General features: G+C 46.2%; 13 protein-coding genes and 1 pseudogene. 7 read left to right on the forward strand and 7 right to left on the reverse strand.

What is annotated here, in order from left to right; translation table 11 throughout:
• Positions 1–24 precede the first annotated feature (24 nt).
• The 5 genes from PHG53_03200 to PHG53_03220 all read left to right on the forward strand — a co-directional run bounded on the left by PHG53_03200 (position 25) and on the right by PHG53_03220 (position 6,802).
• Entirely contained in the window at positions 25–936 is a 912-nt protein-coding gene (locus tag PHG53_03200; protein MDD5380632.1) for an ABC transporter ATP-binding protein, read from the forward strand.
• The gene (locus PHG53_03205; GenBank protein MDD5380633.1) at positions 936–2,198 is read left to right on the forward strand and encodes an ABC transporter permease; all 1,263 of its coding nucleotides are present in this window, start codon (positions 936–938) and stop codon (positions 2,196–2,198) included. Before PHG53_03200 ends, PHG53_03205 begins: the two co-directional genes overlap by 1 nt.
• 21 nt (positions 2,199–2,219) lie before the next feature.
• Entirely contained in the window at positions 2,220–2,582 is a 363-nt protein-coding gene (locus PHG53_03210) for a hypothetical protein (protein MDD5380634.1), read from the forward strand.
• 675 nt (positions 2,583–3,257) lie between these two features.
• Positions 3,258–4,400 (forward strand): hypothetical protein, encoded by a 1,143-nt coding sequence (locus tag PHG53_03215; protein MDD5380635.1) that lies wholly within the window; start codon positions 3,258–3,260, stop codon positions 4,398–4,400.
• 89 nt (positions 4,401–4,489) lie between these two features.
• Positions 4,490–6,802 (forward strand): N-6 DNA methylase, encoded by a 2,313-nt coding sequence (locus PHG53_03220; protein MDD5380636.1) that lies wholly within the window; start codon positions 4,490–4,492, stop codon positions 6,800–6,802.
• On the opposite strand, the gene PHG53_03225 is transcribed toward PHG53_03220, so the two are convergent.
• The 4 genes from PHG53_03225 to PHG53_03240 all read right to left on the reverse strand — a co-directional run bounded on the left by PHG53_03225 (position 6,799) and on the right by PHG53_03240 (position 10,854).
• Entirely contained in the window at positions 6,799–7,938 is a 1,140-nt protein-coding gene (locus PHG53_03225) for a UDP-N-acetylglucosamine--N-acetylmuramyl-(pentapeptide) pyrophosphoryl-undecaprenol N-acetylglucosamine transferase (protein ID MDD5380637.1), read from the reverse strand. The two genes, PHG53_03220 and PHG53_03225, sit on opposite strands and share 4 nt — an antisense overlap.
• Positions 7,914–9,122 (reverse strand): FtsW/RodA/SpoVE family cell cycle protein, encoded by a 1,209-nt coding sequence (locus tag PHG53_03230; protein MDD5380638.1) that lies wholly within the window; start codon positions 9,120–9,122, stop codon positions 7,914–7,916. The genes PHG53_03225 and PHG53_03230 overlap by 25 nt, the downstream gene beginning before the upstream one ends.
• A gap of 479 nt (positions 9,123–9,601) precedes the next feature.
• Positions 9,602–10,225: a PEP-CTERM sorting domain-containing protein gene (locus PHG53_03235; protein MDD5380639.1), complete on the reverse strand. Its 624-nt coding sequence runs from the start codon at positions 10,223–10,225 to the stop codon at positions 9,602–9,604.
• The gene (locus PHG53_03240; protein ID MDD5380640.1) at positions 10,222–10,854 is read right to left on the reverse strand and encodes a PEP-CTERM sorting domain-containing protein; all 633 of its coding nucleotides are present in this window, start codon (positions 10,852–10,854) and stop codon (positions 10,222–10,224) included. The genes PHG53_03235 and PHG53_03240 overlap by 4 nt, the downstream gene beginning before the upstream one ends.
• Positions 10,855–11,405: 551 nt before the next feature.
• Here PHG53_03240 and PHG53_03245 point away from each other — a divergent pair.
• Positions 11,406–11,729: an FG-GAP repeat protein gene (locus PHG53_03245; GenBank protein MDD5380641.1), complete on the forward strand. Its 324-nt coding sequence runs from the start codon at positions 11,406–11,408 to the stop codon at positions 11,727–11,729.
• 61 nt (positions 11,730–11,790) lie between these two features.
• Here PHG53_03245 and PHG53_03250 read toward each other — a convergent pair.
• The 3 genes and pseudogenes from PHG53_03250 to PHG53_03260 form a co-directional block, all read right to left on the reverse strand.
• Positions 11,791–11,937: pseudogene (locus tag PHG53_03250) on the reverse strand (SDR family oxidoreductase).
• A gap of 85 nt (positions 11,938–12,022) precedes the next feature.
• A complete protein-coding gene (locus PHG53_03255) occupies positions 12,023–12,907 on the reverse strand; it encodes a PEP-CTERM sorting domain-containing protein (protein MDD5380642.1) in 885 nt (294 codons plus the stop codon).
• A gap of 372 nt (positions 12,908–13,279) precedes the next feature.
• Positions 13,280–14,032, reverse strand: coding sequence for a glucose 1-dehydrogenase (locus PHG53_03260; GenBank protein ID MDD5380643.1), 753 nt, complete (start codon positions 14,030–14,032; stop codon positions 13,280–13,282).
• 201 nt (positions 14,033–14,233) lie between these two features.
• Here PHG53_03260 and PHG53_03265 point away from each other — a divergent pair, with 201 nt between their 5' ends.
• Positions 14,234–14,707, forward strand: coding sequence for a MarR family transcriptional regulator (locus PHG53_03265; GenBank protein ID MDD5380644.1), 474 nt, complete (start codon positions 14,234–14,236; stop codon positions 14,705–14,707).
• Positions 14,708–14,755 lie beyond the last annotated feature (48 nt).

The following is a 14,755-nucleotide window of genomic DNA, read 5'->3' on the forward strand; positions in this document are numbered from 1 at the left end:
TGTTATTAAGTTCGGTGATTTCAAATGATTAAAGCCTGCAATCTAAAAAAGCGATACAGTAAAACTGTTGCCCTGGACGATGTGAGCTTCGAGGTCAAAAGGGGCGAAACCTTCGGCCTGCTCGGACCCAACGGAGCTGGAAAGACAACCACCATTCGGCTGCTTTGTGGACTCCTGAAACCAGACAGCGGGGTAGTTACAGTAAATGGCAAAACCAACCCGACTCTCGTCGAGGTGCGTTTGTCTTTGGGGATGGTGCCGCAAACCCTGGCGATATACGAGGAACTCTCTGCTGAAGATAATCTGCGCTTCTTCGGCAGGATATACGGATTAAGCGGACGGCGGTTAAAAGAGCGAGTCAGCAATTGCCTCGAAATAGCAGGCCTTACGCAGCGAAGGAAAGATAAGGTCTCCAAATACAGCGGCGGAATGAAACGCCGGCTTAATATGGTCTGCTCCCTTTTGCACGAGCCGCCCCTTCTGCTGCTCGATGAGCCTACCGTCGGAGTCGACCCGCAGTCCCGCAATTCGATTTTCGATACTATCGAAGCTATGAAAAAGCAGGGCAGAACGATTATCTATACCACGCACTATATGGAGGAAGCAGAGCGTATTTGCGATAGGGTGGCAATTCTTGACTACGGCAAAATTCTGGATATGGATAGTGTCCGTAATCTTATCGCCAAACACGGAGGCCTGTCTCATATTGAGGCTGAATTTGAAAAACCCCCGTCAGACCTCGACAAAATAAGGCAGTTAGTTGGTAACAGCAATATTCAGTTTGAAGAAACAAAAATCAGGTTCGAGACTCCCCGGCCGATGGAATCTCTGGCAATGCTCAACCGCAGCGGAATACATCTTCAATCGCTGAAAATCCAAACCGCGAATCTTGAAGATGTCTTTCTTAACCTAACCGGGCGGAGGCTTCGAGATTGATGAAGAAAGTGTTTTTCCTTGCCATCAAAGACCTGAAAGTACTGATAAGCAATAAAAGCAACATCTTCTGGGTATTTGCTTTTCCTACCCTGTTCGCACTGTTTTTCGGCGCTGTATATTCCGGCGCCGGCAAAGAACCATCGGGGATGAAAATCGCCGTAGTTAACGAGGACAACTCCGAGTTTTCCAACTCTTACATATCAAAACTGCAGTCTTACGAGGCATTGGAAATAAGTCTCTCCGGCCGTGACCAGGCCGTCGAGCAGGTCAGAAAAGGTAAAGTAGCCGCAGCTGTTGTTGTCAAAAAAGGTTTCGGAGACGGCCTCGAAGCACTCCTTGATAGTGATGAACCGAAAATAGAGATAGCGTCGGACCCGTCGCGTAAGATGGAAAGCAGCTATCTTCAGGGGCTTCTCGCCAAGGCGCAATTTGAGGCCCTCGGCGAGAAATCCACCGACCGAAATTGGATGAGAAGTCAGATTGGCCTCTGGCGTGATGATGTTAAAGATGTAAATGATGCGAAACAAGCTACACTATACTCCAATTTCTTTGACTCATTTGACACCCTGCTGAAAGATGTGAACGAGAAAGACTACAAGTCAGGATTTGGCGGCGAAATGCTTAACTTCGCTAAACTGGATGTAAACAGAGAACATGAAGGCCCAACTGCATCATTCCAGATTACGTTTCCACAATGCCTGCTCTGGGGAATTCTTATGTGCACATCAACATTCGCGATTTCGATTGTAAAGGAACGCACCAATGGAACCTTTGAGCGTTTGCGCGTCGGCCCGATTGGACTTGCTCATATTCTCGCAGGTAAAGGCCTCGCGTGCTTTATAACTTGTGCCCTGATGACCTGCGCCCTCTATGCCCTTGCAAGGGCAATTTTCAAAATGCCGATAGGCAGCCTGCCGCTTTTTATCCTCGCGGTAACCTGCACACTGTTATGCTTTGTCGGCCTTATGATGTTTATATGCACATTGGGACGCACCGAGCAAAGCGTCGGCGCAGCGGGATGGTCCATACTTATGATTATGGGTATGCTCGGCGGTGCTATGTTGCCGCTTATTTTTATGCCGTCATGGCTGCGACCGTTCAGCCACATCAGTCCCGTTAAATGGAGTATCTTCGCCATCGAAGGCGCCATCTGGCGCAACTTCGCACTCGTGGAAATGGTAACCCCCTGCCTGATTTTACTGTCAATCGGAACCGCCGCCTTCCTGCTCGGCGTAGTTTCCCTCCGAAGACAGGATAAATAAATCTGAAAAAGGAGATGCACAATGGTAAAGAATCTGGTTTCAATCTTAGTAATCCTGATGATTTTATTGCTCGCATGGGTGTTATATAGTTCAACAACTGATGTGTCTATCGTTATAAACGGAGAGCCCATCACCGGCCCTCTCGCACCGGCAATTGGAATTTGGAAATTGATGTTGGCAATAGTCATCCTCTTTTCTGTCGCGATACTCCTCGCTTTTGTCTTCGCCGGCGTCGGCCTTGTCGTTTTGGGCGTTCTGGCGATGGTGGGGCTTATACTTGTGGCTGTTGCTCTTCCTTTCCTCCTGCCGCTGCTAATCCCATTGTTCATCGTCTGGGCATTTTGCGCACTTTTATTCGGACATAAAAAGACTCCAACCGGATAAAAATTTGGCTTCGTTTGGGTTCGTTTTTGTGAGTTCATTGTTCGTGGTTCGTAGTTGTTAGTTGTTGTCGAGCAAAGAGTTAAGCTCGTTTTTGGCATTTTGGAAATTGGGTTCGTTTCGCATAATTAACTTCATTTTGATTGATTTTTCCGGTCAGCGCAGAAAATCTCTGTGCAGCCACAGAGGGCACAGAGAAAAAAAAGAGAAGTAACTTATAAACAGTATTAATTTGGTTATTGGTAACCACTCATTAGGAATTCCTTTCAAAACTATCCCCCCGCTACTTCGCAAAGGCGAAGTAAAACGACGGGGGTAGGCGAAGTATCGCCTTATATAATTGGAGGGACTTGCGCGAATGATGCGAAAAATGTAATCGTCGCTCGTCGTTAGTCGCTAGTAACTCGATATAGGAAAAGGAGTAAGAATTTTTTTAAAAAAATGGATTTTAGGAAAAGAGTACCTGCGCATTTGATTGATTCTTTAGTTGCGATTATAAACTGCTTAAATTATCTCAATAAAACTCAACTGCTCGCTAGAAAGCTCTTGAAATAATTGGGATTATCGAGTATAATACCATCCCCAAACAGGGGACATATGATAAACAGCATAAAAGTAAGTGAATAACAAAGTCGTTCTTGCCTTGATAATATAAGTTTAGGGCATAAGAATTCAACTATGACAGACCTTTTTGCAACAGAGACCTTATATCTGAATTATCAGCCAAAGCAGGCTCCTAATTTTAATCCTGACTCAATAGTGCTGACAAAAGGCAGTCGTCAAACCCCACAACAGCGCGATTTCATACAGGCAATTTGCAGTCTATATCCTAAAGCACCGGTTATTGAGAGATTTGACATACCCCACAATCGCTTTGATATTGGCGGCTGCGATCCCATGGAGGCGCATTACAAAGGTAAAAAGACGTTAGTATTCGGAGTACATAAAAGCGCTCTTAGATTCAGCGATGAAGATAGCAATGCCTGTCCAAATTACTGGCATTTTTCGCCATACGGTTTCTGCCCTTACGATTGCCAGTATTGCTATCTCGCAGGCACACCAGGCGTAAAATTCTCACCAACAGTAAAAATATTCGTAAATATCGGCGAAATTCTTAGCCAGATTGCCGGTGTTGCTTCCAAGTTATCTGAACCCACAGCTTTCTATTTAGGCAAACTTCAAGACGGGCTGGCACTTGACCCGCTCACTGGATATTCGCGTATGATGGTTTCTTTTTTCGCTCAGCAGAAGTATGCGAAACTTATTCTGCTAACTAAAAGCGCCAATGTAGACAACCTTCTTGACATTGACCATCAAGGCCAGACCATCCTTTCGTGGAGTTTAAATCCCTCTGAAATTTCCGCCGTTTTTGAGTCGAATGTACCATCTCCCAGCGAAAGAATTGCTGCAATGCGAAGATGTGCAGATGCAGGCTATCCTTTGCGGGCCGTGATAATGCCAATAATTCCTATTGATGGGTGGCAAAATATATACACCCGCTTTTTAGAGAATCTTTTGGAGTCGGTACCACTTACTCGTATAACCCTGGGGCAAATCTGCAGCTATTCAGGGGCTTTACAACTTACCGAACGTAAATTGGGCAGGAATAATCCTATCTCAAGTATGCTCGAAAAAAACAAATCCAAAGATGGCCGAATTCGCTTCCCAATAGAATTAAGGATTGAAGTCTACAGATACCTGGTTGATACGACAAGAAAACTGCAGCCCCATTTGCAGATCGGTTTATGCATGGAAGAGGCTGACACCTTCAAGGCGTTGGATATGCAGAACTCTATCGGCTGCTGCAACTGCGTGCTCTGATGTTAAATAATCATCTGCATGAACACATCTAAAATTAGCTAAGAACATAAGGTCAATTCATTTTTGAACCAGTTTAGAAAGGGAGAAAAGTGGCTAACTCTTTATTGGAATTTGGGGCTATTCTACCGCCTTTACTTGAACAACAGATTTCTCCACCATATAGAATTGTTGCACGCCACCTTGCTTATCTTCAAAAGTGGCGAGAGTATTTGTTGTGGATGTGGACAGGTGATACAGATAAGAACACAGATAAGACAAATGTCCAACGGTCGGTCGACGAGTTTCTCTCCACAATTCTGCTCATAGACTTTGTTGGGCGTTCATATCCTACGATGATTCCAACTGTTGAGGAAGTTCTAAAAATTATTAAAAAACCCACCGCTTTTGACCTCTGTGAGGCGGTTTACAATCAAGTATCTTGCAAACTACTCAAAGCAGTATTTAGTCCCAATAGTTTGATAGGCCCGATGATAGAGCCTCTAAAAAATGTGGAATTATCATCTTTAAATAATATCTCAGAAGTTGTCGAAACCTTATATGGTTCTCGAATACTAATTACTCTCTTGGGCGACTTTCACCAATTATGCTTAGAGTATCCAGTTGCAGACAAAACGGTTTGCAAAAAAAGCTCAGGCCGCCATGGAAAAGGCATATATTACACTCCGGCTGCCCTAGTAGATTACATTGCGTTCCATACCCTTAGGAAGGTTTTTCATAAATTAGCACCAGAGCAGATTAAATACTTGCGAATTTTTGACCCTTCCTGTGGTTATGGAGTTTTTTTAATAGCATCTTTTCGCTTTATACTTGAGTGGTTCAGAACATCATCTCGCCTTTCATTACAGGAAAGCCTTGAACTTCTTGAATCTATGATTCATGGCATAGACATAGATGAATGCGCAGTTCACTGGACACATAAATTACTTCTACTAACGGTTTTGGATTTTTATATCCACAAAGGTATAAGCAATGATGATATTCGAAACCTAAAGATACCAAACCTCGTGGAGAATATCATTTGCAGGGACTTCCTTGAGGAGCAGCCTTTAAAAAACGAGGCCTACCACATAATCATCGGCGGCCCTCCCTTTGTCCGGGTGCAGGAACTTTATAAATCGGACGCTGTAAAGGTAAACAGTTATAAGCGGAGTTATGAAACGGCAAAAGAGGGACAGTTTGACCTGTATATGCTTTTTATCGAAAGAGCGATTAAACTATTAGTCGATCAGGGCCATTTAAGCATGAGTGTGTCTAACACATTTTTGCGATCTGGAAGTGGTCGCGCACTTCGCAAATTAATCACAGACAAATGTGCTATCCGTGAAATTATCGAATTCGAGGACAATAAATTATATCCCAATGCCTCAGCTCAGATTGCTGCAATTATGCTCCAGAAAACCACCAAGAGGAATACTACAAGGCACGTTTTTGTTAAAGGAAGAGGGGGCTTGCGCAGAAAATTAAGCGGAATTGGTAAGCAGGATGGCAATGCATTTTTGCAGATTCGGGAACTGTCTGCTACAGCGTGTGCTTCAGAAGATTGGAGTTTGAAGTCTGAAAGTGAGGCGAATCTGTTGGGTAAAATTGAGTCGGTAGGTATTCAACTCGGTAAGTTGCCAATCTCGATCCGTTTTGGTACGGCAACAGGAGCAGACAAAGTATTCCTGTTAAAAAATGTTGATCATTTAGATTCAAAAAAGGTATTAGCGGAGAGTCGTTTTCTGGATGATATATTTGTGTTGGAATCGTCGATTTTAAGGCCAGTATTACGCGGCCGCCATATTAGGGAATATACCACTCCGAAACCTAAAACGCTGTGCATATTCCCATACGACGAAGCCGGAAACCTAATAGCTGAAGACGAGCTACGGGTAAAATTTCCTTGTACATATAGGTACTTAAAATGCTGTCAATCTTATCTCCGTTCAAGAAAGTTGAAACATAATCAACCTTGGTATGCATTCCGCAGTGAACACGTTTCTGATGTGACACGAAGCCCAAAGATTATTGCAAGTGCAGTTAACTCCGGCGGCGGTTTTGCCTTAGATCAGGGGCAACATCTTTTCTGTAACAATAGCGTCATACTCATACGGCCGGATGAAAAAATCGTTAACCCTTATTTTTTACTTGCTGTTCTCAACAGCAAAGTATTCTGGACTTGGGCTCAACATCGAATGCCAACCTTAGGTTCAGGTTGGCGATCCTATCGAGTCAGTACGCTTCGCAATTTTCCTATACCTACTTTATTACATAGTCAGTATAACCAGTTGTTTAAGGATGTAGTTGATCTTGCTGCCAAATTGTTAAATGAAAAACTCAATGAAAGGGATCGGATAAGCACACTATCCTCAATTGACAATATAGTCAGTTATCTATATGGCATCAAAACCAAAAACTATTAGCCGACATTTGTTTGCAGCAGTTTTTCTGCGATTTGGGAAGCGGCGTGTTTGTTCGCGACGGCCTTGCAGCGCTCCGCCATTTGTTTTCGCTTTTCCCCGTCTTTCATCAGTTCTTCCAACTCCGCCCACAGCCGCCTGGTCATATCTTCACGCTGGGGCACATCATCCACTATAACCGCGGCGCCGACATCGACGAGCTTGCCCGCGTTCAAGTACTGGTGCCTGTCTTTATGATACGGGTAAGGTATACAAATACTCGGCACGCCGGCCGCTGCGTATTCAGCCACACTGACCGCCCCGCTTCTGCCGACCACCAAATCCGCAGCCGACAACAGGTCCGGCATATCATCGAAATAATCCACAACCTTAGCCGCTGTTTTCGCGCCGACATATCTTTCCTGCACCTTTTTGAAATTGGCGCGTCCGGCCAAATGAACGATTTGCCAATCGCCCGCGAAGCCTGCCAAATTCCCCAGAAGCGAACTAACGGCCTGGTTAATATTCTCCGAGCCGCTCGATGCCCCGGTTATAAGCAAAATCTTTTTGCCTTTTTCGAGACCAAGTTGTTCTATTGTCTTTTCCGGCTGCGGATTATCGAAGCCGCTTCGCAGCGGACAACCCACAACATCCACCTTAGCCGCATTCTTGCCGAAGCATCGCTTAGTATCTTCGAACTGCACGAAAATTTTATCTGCCCAGCGGGCTATTGCTTTATTCGACCTTCCCGGCGTGATATCGACATTCACAAGCACAACTGGAATTTTGAGTCTATGTGCGGCAAGACAGACCGGCGCCGACACAAAGCCGCCGATGCCGATTACAACAGTATTTTCATTTTCAATAAATGCCCGTTTGGCAATTTTGAAACTATCCAGAAACGAAGTGCAAAAGCTGACCAGTTTACTTGGCCTGATGGAAAAGCCGCAGGCCGGCAAGGCAGTAAATTCGAAGCTGGTTTCAGAAAGGATTTGCGAATCGATATCACGGCTGCTGCAGAAAAAATGTATCTTCGCTTTCGGTTCGAGAGCGATTATTCTTTCCGCTATCGCAAGAGCGGGATAAATATGCCCCCCTGTCCCCCCGCCGGCAAAGAAAAAACATCTTTCTCCCATTATTCTTCCTCGCTCCTTTGCCATAACTGTTTGCCTAACTTTGGAGCGTCGGCGACTTTAGCGGGCTCTTCGGCGGATTGTTTAGCGATATTGAGCAGCACTCCAACGGCAACTGCCGACAGCAGCATACTTGTTCCGCCTGCGCTTACAAACGGCAGCGGTATGCCCTTTGTCGGCAGCACAACCGTTACCACGCCGATGTTCAGAGCCGCCTGGATGCCTACCGCCAAAACAATACCGGCAGCTAATAATTGGCCGAAGCGGTCACGGCACCGCACAACCACCAGAATTCCCAGCCAAATAAAAATAATGAATAACAAAATTATCACCGCGGTCCCAATGAAGCCGAGCTCTTCGCCTATGATAGCAAAGATAAAATCAGTCGTATCTTCCGGCAAATGGCCGTATTTGCAAATACCTTTGCCCAGTCCTTTGCCCCACAATCCGCCAGAGCCGAGCGCAATCAGCGACTGGTTGGCCTGATAACCAGCCGAGTCAGCCAATCCCTCCGGCCTCAGAAAAGCGATGATTCGCTGCAGCTTGGCAGGTGAGCGGAGCAAAGCGGCGATAAAAGCAATAACAGCGAATGGTATGGGGGTAAGAATATGCCACCATTTTACCCCGGCGATTATCAATATCAGAAAACTCAAAAGCGATACGAATACCGCTGTGCCGAAATCTTCGATGATTATTAATCCGGCTACTACGGCTATGACAAGGCAAATCGGAACAAAAACTTGCCGGTATAACTGCATACTATCGCTGAACTTGTCGCAAAACGCAGCAATGAAAAAGATAAGCACCCATTTTGCCAGCTCTGAAGGCTGAAAACTTATAGTAATCGGCCCGGCTGGGATTCTGAGCCAGCGGCGGGCCTGATTTATCTCTGTGCCGAACTGCGGAAACAAAACGAGTATAAGCAGCGCTATACTAATGACTAACAGATAGGGAAGCGGAGATTCAAGCCAGCCGGCGGTTAAAGCGAGCCTGCGGTAATTGAAGAAAGAGACGGCATAAAGAATCACGCAGGCAATGGGGAAAAACAGGATTTGTCTTAAGGCTGGAAAATCATAAAATCTTCGTAAGTCGAGGTCCTGACCGACATTAACGCCGGCGGAGAAGACAAATACCGTGCCGAGGGCCATTAAGATAACGACGACCGCTGCGATATACTCGTGGAGCGAATTAGTTTTTGTTGTTGTAAGCACTTAATTATAAAGTAGTTAGATAAAACCGGTTATACAAACTGAGCGGGTTTCTCAGAGTTTATCTTCGGCTTGCAAGGGCTGATTACAGCAAAAATTGTCGTATTGGGGAGTGTTAAGATGCGGTGATTGGGAAAGATGGGATAGCACCAAACGCGCATGTTCGTGTTTTAAAATGGTAGAAAATGGTAAAAAGTTGTAAAAGATTGCTAAAAATGTACGCAAAAGTGAGACAAAATGCGCAGAAATGGTCGAAAATTGCAGGGAATTTTTTACCCCCCTGCGCAAATTGTTCGAAACGAACAGTTGATTAAATTAATAAAGATTTTCTGCCGGTGAACGATTGGAAATATTAACTCTCTCGAACTAAGATTTTCAAGTTAGCTTACCGAAAGCGTTCTGGCGAGACACTCGCAATTGACAACTAAGACTCTTGTCAATTGCTTCGATTTTTTCAAGTTTGGGAAAAAATGAATCAGATTTTAGTTTCTGGTTTTTCTAATAAAGAACAGGCCAACCGCCAGCAGGGCGATTGTAGTTGGCTCCGGGGTCATATAGGTTCTGAAACACGCGTCTGCGTTGTCGGTTGAAAGATTGAACAGCCGCCATCCGCCGGGGTCCTGCAACAGCCATAATCCGCCCGATGGGTAAGGATTAGTAGTATTTTGAAAATACCATGAAATATTCGGGCTGTGATAATCCGGGTCATCCGCTTCGACGTATAATCCGTAAAGTGTGCCCTGTGTCAGGGAAATGCTCTGCGATGCGAAATCGAATGTTGTCCAGCCGCCATACATCCCTATGTCCGGAATAGTAACCGAGCCAAGGGAATTAATGACGGGGTCACCCTCTATCGTCACCTCAACTATAGAGACGGTAGCCGGAATAACAGTCGGATAGGCGGAACCCAGTCTCAAATCAACGTGGTCAAGATTACCGCTTATGCCCGGCGTGAAGGTCTGCATGGGAATATTCGTCGCATATACGCCTGTGGCGCCGGCATACGTTTCCTGCGACTGGTCCAGGACAACCACCGGTGAACCATACGAGACAGTACAAGCCAAGAAAGATATAACAACAATAACAGCTGCAACATACTTATTCATATTTTCTCCTCCTGGAGTCCATGGTTTTTTCTTCGAAATATACCAATCGCCCCAAAACCAAGCAGAAGTAACGTCGCCGGCTCGGGGACACCATTGATGCGGAAAGCGGGCATATCGCTGTATCCACCTGACGTTTGCCAATTGTTATTGCTGAAGCGACAGTTGCCAGTAAGAGCAGGCGCTGCATATTTCCACAATACCTGACCGTTCGACTGCGCCGAAACACAAACCCAATAACTGCTGCCTACAGTTAAAACCAAGCTATTTGCAAAGTCGGCGGTTACTATGGCGGCGTCATTAGGCGCCGTCAACTGGGCGGTCTGAAGGACTGTTCCAGGTCTTTCCAAATTATCCGTCATAATTGTCACATCAACAACGGCTGATACGGAGTATGAGTCTAATGCCACGTCGATTGTGTCAACGTAAAGGTCAGTTACATTCGGGACAGTGAATCTCGCTCCGATATCTATCTCGCCCCACGGGCTGGATGGGCCGCCTATAGCATAGGCATAGGTCGGGTTGAAAGTATTACTGACCGGGATGGTCGAGTAAATTACCGCCGCGTGCCCCGGAACGGCAGCGGATAAAATCAGGCCAACACCAAATATTACGACGATTCTTTTAAGCATGTTTATTTTCCTTTCTGAAGAGTGTAATTATGTTTTTTTATCCTTCGGCTGTGAAGCAACTGACGAATGTGTAAACATTTTATTCGCGGTTGTTGCGTATTTGGAAACGTAAGGAACGTTCCACGATGTGATAACGCCGCAGGAACAGATGGGCGGAAACAATACCGCCCACAAAGCAGACACCACCTTTTTGAGCACCTACTCCTCCTCTACTTCACAACGCAGCCATCTAACAATGCCGCAGCAGTATTTTGCGACAAACTGCTGCTTATCGATATACTAAGATTATCATTTTGCTTCTCAGATGTCAATCAAAAACGCGACTGCCCGTTTAGATTTGAGCCATTCCGCCATCGACGAAGAATTCTGTGCCGGTGATGAGTGCGATTTTCCCTGTCAGTTTTCTCGAGATAATGCCCTGTTGAGGTATTGTCGTGAAGCGGTCCTAAAGTGAACCGGCGAGGTAATGCGGGCAGGAGATATTTTGCTTGACTTTTGGGGTTTATTTTGGGACAATAAATATCACTAAACTAATTTCAGGAGGAGATAAAATGAGACGAAAAACAAATCTTTATATTTTTGCGGTGATTTGGTGTTTGCCGGTATGTGTGATCGCGGCGGAGGCGTGGATGCCGGAATGGGCGAAATGGGTCGCCTCGGACGGCATAGCCGGTGATGCTTTCGGCAGCTCGGTTTCAATCAGCGGAGATTATGCCATTGCCGGGGCGGCCAACGATGACGACAATGGAAACGAATCCGGCTCGGCGTATGTGTTCAGCAGGGTACGGTGCCCGGCTTCAGACTTAAATGGTGATTGCTTTATTGATTTTAAAGATCTTGCCATATTGAGCGGAGAGTGGCTGGAAGGTTTTTGACGAACCGTAATATAAGGAAATACTGCTCTGGTTCGCTAAAGCTACGGGGGATAAAATATAGTTAGATTTGTGCCATTCCGCCATCGACGAAGAGTTCGATGCCGGTGATGAAACTACTGTCGCCGGAGGCGAGAAATAGGACAGCGGAGGCAAACTCATCGGGCTCGCCGATCCGGCCAAGGGGAATAGAGGCGGCAATACCATCTATTGCGGACAGACAACGTTGGGACAGAAAATAAAAAGGGCCGGGAGCAGAAACTCACGACCCATTATCCAACAACACAAGTTGGAGTTTATTTTCTTCGTTTTCGCAGCAGAACCAAAAGGCCCAAACCTAACAGAGCAATTGTCGCCGGCTCAGGAATTACCATGAAACCGTTAATAGGCAGGTGCATAGAACCTGACCAATCCCGAGGGTCAATCCAGCCGTAGACTGTAACAGCGCCGAATTCATCAGTTGTAGCCTTGAAACCGGACCTGCAAATGTTTTCACCAAGATGGCAGCCGTCATCTTCAGCTATCAAAGTGGCAGGTGGTTTGGTCAATAACTCTTTGTATAGCCCACAAGGCATATAGGAGCCCCCTGTGCCGGGTGTAGTCAGACCATAGCCACCATAAGGAGGTTCTTCGGGAATGCTGCCATCGTAACCATGGCTGAGAAGCCATTCCATCGGATTGGTTTGGCTCCAAGCTATGAATTTGGAATCCGGGTTGTCCGAGTTACAAGACCAAACTTTTCTTTCTTCCATGGCCCAAATAGAAAAACCATACGTCGTATCAGGGTCCAAGTTGCTGAATGTGAACCTCACGTAGTTCATCCCAAAGCCCAAGCCGGTCGGCGAATACTCACCCGTTCCGGTAATGCCAGCCCAACCGCCGCTGCGGTTACGTGCCATACCAGCATGAATAGGCGGAGCCCCTACCTGATATTTATACACGTCAAATTCCACTACCGGATTCTCCCATGACAACCCTCCCATATCGAAAGTCTTAGTTACCGGTCCAGTCCAGTCCCTACTAAATAACCAAGGCTCCCACCCGTACTTCTCCGTAGGTGCATCATAACAATCAATGTCAACCTTCAAAGGATTATCCGCTCTTATTGGTGATGCCGGTGCCGGTGTGCTCAACAAAACTATAATTAACGCAATGCTTAGAACAATTAACCTGTTATACATAATCCACCTCTCCTTTCCCACTTTTAAAAAGTTGGAAAACATTTCTTTTCTTGGCCACAAAGCCAAAAAATTTCCTCCCGTGATTAGACACGCATCCATAATTCAGCAGCGGGTGTGGATTCGGCCGGTTACACACCGGCCGACCGTCGCCATATTACGTAAGCCCGTCTAACACGATTTTTTTTGGAGATGTAGTTAGTCCTCTTCTTTGTGGAATATATATTAAAGAATCCGCAAATTCGCTTAATTCACCGGTAATTCTACCAGAAGCACCCATCTCCCTGTCAAGGGAAATTTTTATTGGATTTCAAAAAGACAGTCCTGCAACAACAACAGCAAATCGAAAGTCATTTTAACGGTGCGTGACGCTGTTTAGATTTGAGCCATTCCGCCATCGACGAAGAGTTCGATGCCATTGACGAAGCTGCTGTCGCCGGAAGCGAGAAAGAGGACGGCGGAGGCAAACTCATCAGGCTCGCCGATTCGGCCGAGTGGAATAGAGGCGGCGATGTCGGCTTTGAACTGAGGGATTTGTTCTTCCGTCGGCGCGAGTGCGCGCAGGCCAGCCGTATCGGTCGGTCCGGGGCTGACGACGTTGACGCGAATATTGCGAGACTTGAGGTCAAGCGCCCAACATCGGGCAAAGGAACGGACGGCGGCCTTGCTTGCGCTATAGACGCTGAAGGCGGGTGTACCCGTCGATGCAGCGATAGAGGCGTTGAGAACAATCGAAGAGCCATCGCGAAGCAGAGGAAGGGCTTTTTGAACGGTGAAGAGAAGACCTTTGACGTTCATGTCGAAGGTCTTGTCGAAATGCTCCTCGGTGATTTCGCCGAGGGGGACGAATTCGCCCCAGCCGACGTTGGCGAAGAGGATGTCGAGGCGGCCTTTCTGCTTTTTGATGGTTTCAAAGAGGCGGTCGAGGTCGGCGAGTTTGGAGACGTCACCCTGTATGCCAACGGCATTTGAGCCGATATCCTTTACGGCGGCGTCGAGTTCGGCCTGACGGCGGCCAGTGATAAAGACGAATGCGCCTTCGGCGACGAATCGCTTGGCGGTCGCGAGGCCGAGGCCGCTGCTGCCGCCGGTGATTAGTGCGATTTTTCCTGCCAATTTCTGCGACATAATAATGCTCCAAAGAATTCTGCAAATCCTATCCGTGTATTTTCCTTAAATAGCGGTCAGATGTCAAGACGCAGGCGGAAACTGCGATTTTGAGGATTTTTGGCACCAGAAAGATTCTTTGAAAATTGAGAGATTTCTATTGCCCATCAGTTGCGACGTATATAGTTTATATATTAACAGTTTAGCCGAAGAGAATTTAATATGCCGCTAAAAGAAGAATTGAAGTTAAAAAAGGGATTCGAGACAGCCGAACACGAAGCTTTGCTGAACATCTACTATACGGCAAACCTGCTCAAGAAACACGCTGATGTGTTTTTTAAGACTTTCGGCCTAACGGATATCCAGTTTAATGTTATGATGCTCATTGCCTACCAAGCCGGCGAAGAAGGCGGTCTGAGCCAGGCGCAATTAAGTAATATGATGCTTGTCAACCGCGCCAATATCACGACGCTTATAGACAGAATGGAAAAGGCATCGCTTGTTATACGTACCAGCGCTTGCGATGACAGGCGCACCAATATAATCAAACTGACCGCACAAGGGGAAAAACTATTCGCAAAGGCAGAACCATTCTATCTGGAGCAGGTAAAGCAGATAATGTCCAAGGCCAGCCAAGCTGAACAGAAAAAGCTAATGGCACTGCTTGAAAAGGTAAGAGGCAATTTAAGGCAGTAAATCTCCGGAGGGAAAACGAACCAGCATTATTAGGCAGGCGGTGGTTTA

Source organism: Phycisphaerae bacterium (assembly GCA_028714855.1).
GTDB lineage: Bacteria > Planctomycetota > Phycisphaerae > Sedimentisphaerales > Anaerobacaceae > CAIYOL01.